Source organism: Streptomyces panacea (assembly GCF_040560175.1).
In the GTDB taxonomy this organism is placed as follows: Bacteria; Actinomycetota; Actinomycetes; order Streptomycetales; family Streptomycetaceae; genus Streptomyces; species Streptomyces panacea.
The window spans coordinates 1-3,360 of the sequence record NZ_JARJHW010000335.1 but is presented as its reverse complement, the minus strand read 5'-3'; the positions used below and the strand labels follow the sequence as shown (position 1 = coordinate 3,360).

4 protein-coding genes are annotated in these 3,360 nt (G+C 70.7%); 1 reads left to right on the top strand and 3 read right to left on the bottom strand.

Annotated elements, in window-relative coordinates; all coding sequences use genetic code 11:
* Nucleotides 1-60: 60 nt before the first annotated feature.
* A complete protein-coding gene (locus P3L51_RS35615; RefSeq protein WP_354609510.1) occupies nucleotides 61-720 on the bottom strand; it encodes a class F sortase in 660 nt (219 codons plus the stop codon).
* A 320-nt stretch (nucleotides 721-1,040) separates the two neighbouring features.
* On the opposite strand from P3L51_RS35615, the gene P3L51_RS35610 reads away from it, so the two are divergent.
* The gene (locus tag P3L51_RS35610) at nucleotides 1,041-1,526 is read left to right on the top strand and encodes a hypothetical protein (RefSeq protein ID WP_354609509.1); all 486 of its coding nucleotides are present in this window, start codon (nucleotides 1,041-1,043) and stop codon (nucleotides 1,524-1,526) included.
* Nucleotides 1,527-1,633: 107 nt separating this feature from the next.
* On the opposite strand, the gene P3L51_RS35605 is transcribed toward P3L51_RS35610, so the two are convergent.
* On the bottom strand, nucleotides 1,634-2,230 hold the full coding sequence (locus P3L51_RS35605) for a hypothetical protein (protein ID WP_354609508.1): 597 nt from the start codon (nucleotides 2,228-2,230) through the stop codon (nucleotides 1,634-1,636).
* Nucleotides 2,231-2,455: 225 nt separating this feature from the next.
* Entirely contained in the window at nucleotides 2,456-3,220 is a 765-nt protein-coding gene (locus P3L51_RS35600; protein WP_354609507.1) for a bestrophin-like domain, read from the bottom strand.
* Nucleotides 3,221-3,360 lie beyond the last annotated feature (140 nt).

Sequence of the window (3,360 nt, the reverse complement as noted above, 5' to 3'; positions counted from 1 at the left end):
GGGGTGGGACGGCGCGCGCGCCGTCCCACCCGCCCTCCGTAAGAGGATTCGGCCGACCCCTCAGCGGGTCTCCACCAGCCGGGCGAAGACCACGACGTTGCCGTCGTAGCCGCCCGCCTTCGAGTAGCCGCCGCCGCAGGTGATCACCCGCAGTTCGGAGTGGCCGGTGTCGCCGTACACCCGCGCCCCCGGGAAGTCGTTCTTGGAGAAGACCTCCACCCCGTAGATCTCGAACACCGCCACCCGCTCGTCGAAGCGGGTCACCTCGATGTGCTCGCCCTTGGTCAGCGAGCCCAGGCCGTAGAAGACCGCGGGGCCCGCCTGGTTGTCGACATGGCCCACGACGACCGCGGTGCCGCGCTGGCCGGGGGCGACGCCGTTCTGGTACCAGCCCGCCATGTTGGCGTCCTGCGGCGGCGGGGCGGCGATCCAGCCCTCCGGGTCGAGCCCCACGTCCATCACGGGTGCGTCGACCTTGATCGCCGGAATCGTCACGCGGGACATGGGCGCGTACGGCAGCGGCTTCACGATGGGGACGGTCGCCGGCTCGGTCACCGCCTCCTGCCGGGTGTCCAGCGCCGCCGCCGAGGCAGGCTGGGGCGGCCCGAGGGAGACATCGGCCCCGTTCCGCATCAGTGCGAGACCAGAGAGCATGACAAGAGCCAGAACGCCCCAGGGCGAGCGTCTCCTCGACTCCGGGCCGCGGTGGTCCAGGCCCATGTTTCTCCCTTCGTGGGCGCCTGGTACGCACGTTAGGCGCGGTGGTCCGGGTCGGCGAGAACTGGAGGGCGAATGGGTGGTGCGGCCGTCCGTGCCGGGCCAACTGCCCCATTCGAGTAGTCGTCATATAAAACTCCTGACGGTCTGTGACCTGCGGGTCCGTCAGGTCCGGACGCGTTCTGTCGGCGTGTCGCCTCACCGGGGTGGACCAGTGCCGAAATGCGTCGGATGTGCTGGCCGGTGATGGTTCGTCATGGAGGGCGTACTCGTCGAATTTCCCGGAGCACCGCTTTGGGGCGTCTTCCGCTGGAGGCTCAACGATGCGTGCTTCACGCGCTCTCATGGTGACTGCCGCGGCCTGCGCCGCCGTGGCGCTCTCCGCCCCGCTGGCCGGGGCCACCAACGGTCCGAGGGACATCACCGTCAACCCGTTCGCCGTCCACCAGGGCGGCACGCTGCACATCAAGGTCGAGGGCTGCGGCCACGGCGGCACCGTCACGTCCAACGCCTTCCCCAGGGCGGAGCTGTCGGTGAACTCCTCGGGTCACTCGGAGGCCAGGGCCCGTATCCACAACCACGCCACACCGGGCGACTACAACCTGTCGGTCAAGTGCAGCGACAACAGCCGCATCGCGACCCACCGATTCCGGGTGCTCGCCGGCCAGGGCGCGGAGGGTGGCCTCGGCGGCTCCATCGGCCCGAGCTCGACCGAGATGGGGGTCGGCGCCGGTCTGGTCGCCACGGCAGCGGTCGGTGGCACGTACTTCATCGCCCGCCGTCGTCGTACGAGCGACTCGCTGGTCTGACCGGCCGGACATCCTCACGGCGAACGCCCGTCCCCCCGAGTCCCGAACAGGACTTGGGGCGACGGGCGTTCGGACGTTGTCGACGAATGACCGGTGCCGGCCGCCGGTCAGCGCAGACGGTTCGCCGAGCGGCGCCGTACGACCAGCACGGTGCCGAGGGCCGCCGCGGCCACCAAGCCGGTGCCGATCGCCAGCTCCGTGCCGTTCATGCCGATGAAGCTGCCGCCGAGTCCGCCCTTGACACCACCGGGAGGCGCGATCGCCGTCGAGCTGGAGGTCGGCGTCCGCGTCGAGGCCGGGCTCGGCGTCCGCGTCGGGGTGGAGGTCGACGTCCGGGTCGGGGTGGGCGTCGGGGCCGGGGTGCCGCCCGCGATGGTGAGATCGGTGGTGCCTTCCTCGCCGTTGCACGAGAAGGTCACCTCGTACATCGCGCCGGGCTTGGCGTCCCAGAAGATGGAGGCGCGCGCCGATCCCCCGGAGGGGATGACGGTGTCGTCGAACACTCCGGACTCGGCGGTGGCGGTGCTGCTGCAACCGGTGACCGTGAGGGTCACCTGGCCGCCGGCCGCGATCACCGAGGGGGTGACGGCGAAACCGAACGGTGTGACAGGGGCCGCCGCCGTGGCCATGGCCACGGCAGGCGTAGTCAGTGCGAGTGCGGCCGCTCCCAGCAGAGCGGCGGACGCGGCACGTATCGCGCGCATGGACAATCCTCCGGGTCTCCGAGGCGCAGTGCGGAACTGATTTCCGCGGATGGCGGGAAATGCACCTCGATACCCGGCACGCTAGGAGCGCCCTACCACAGCCGCGATCTCAGTCGGGCGAACGGGTTGTCATGTCACCCGACTGGCCCGCCCCTGTGTCCGGTCGCCGGACGGGCCGCGGCTGGGGCCCGTCCGGCGACCGAGGGGTCTGTCCCCGGACGTGGCCTACGTACGGATGTGCGGGAACAGGTCGACGAACGGCGCCGCCGTCGCCGCGATGCCCCGGCCGTACGGCGCGTCGAAGTCCCAGATCAGGAAGAGCAGGAAGGCGATCAGGGCACTGAACAGCCCCGCCAGGAGCAGTTCCCGCCAGGTGCGGCGGATCTGGAGCGTGAAGATCAGCCCCACGGTCACGACGGCGCCGATGATGAGGCCGAACCAGACGACCCCCGGCATGGTCGCCCCCGCGTTCTCGCCCCTGGCGCCCCGCGCGTCGTCGGCCGCCGCCACCTGGTCGACCAGCGGCTGATACGCCTGCGCCTCGTGGTCGTCGGCCGGCACGTAGTCGGTGACGCTCCGCCGGACCTGCTCCAGCAGCGCCGTGCCCTTGCCGCTGAGGCTGTTGTGCTCCGACATGTGGGGCCACTCGGTGTTGACCACGTAACCGACGTACGCGTCGACGTCGCCCCGGATACGGTCGCGCACCTCGGCCGGGTAGACCGCGGACCGGGCCTGCACCTCGTGCAGGGCCTGCGCCTCCTGGCGTACGGACTCCTGGGCGCCGCCGCGCGCCTCCCAGACGCCCGCGATGGCCAGGCCCAGCACGATCGCGTAGACCACGCCGATCATCATCGTCATGTATTCGAGGACGTCAGGGCTTTCGGAGGGATCGTCGTCCGCCGGCACGCGGCGGTTGTTGATGAGGACGATGGCCACGACGACCGCGCAGGCGGCGGCCATGGCGAGGGACAGGACAAGCCATTCCGACATGGGTCTCCGTCAGCTAGCGGGATCGGGGGCGAAGGATGGCGGCCGCCAGCACCGCCGGTGCCGTGAGCAGCAGCATGAGCATCACGATCGAGGTGCTGTTCGTCGGCTGCTTGCGGACCGGTGTCTTGTACGCGGGCAGG

Bases quoted from the DNA above. Each gene is read 5' to 3' on its own strand.
- P3L51_RS35615 (WP_354609510.1), bottom strand. From the start codon at position 720: ATGGGCCTGGACCACCGCGGCCCGGAGTCGAGGAGACGCTCGCCCTGG.
- P3L51_RS35610 (WP_354609509.1), top strand. From the start codon at position 1,041: ATGCGTGCTTCACGCGCTCTCATGGTGACTGCCGCGGCCTGCGCCGCC.
- P3L51_RS35605 (WP_354609508.1), bottom strand. From the start codon at position 2,230: ATGCGCGCGATACGTGCCGCGTCCGCCGCTCTGCTGGGAGCGGCCGCA.
- P3L51_RS35600 (WP_354609507.1), bottom strand. From the start codon at position 3,220: ATGTCGGAATGGCTTGTCCTGTCCCTCGCCATGGCCGCCGCCTGCGCG.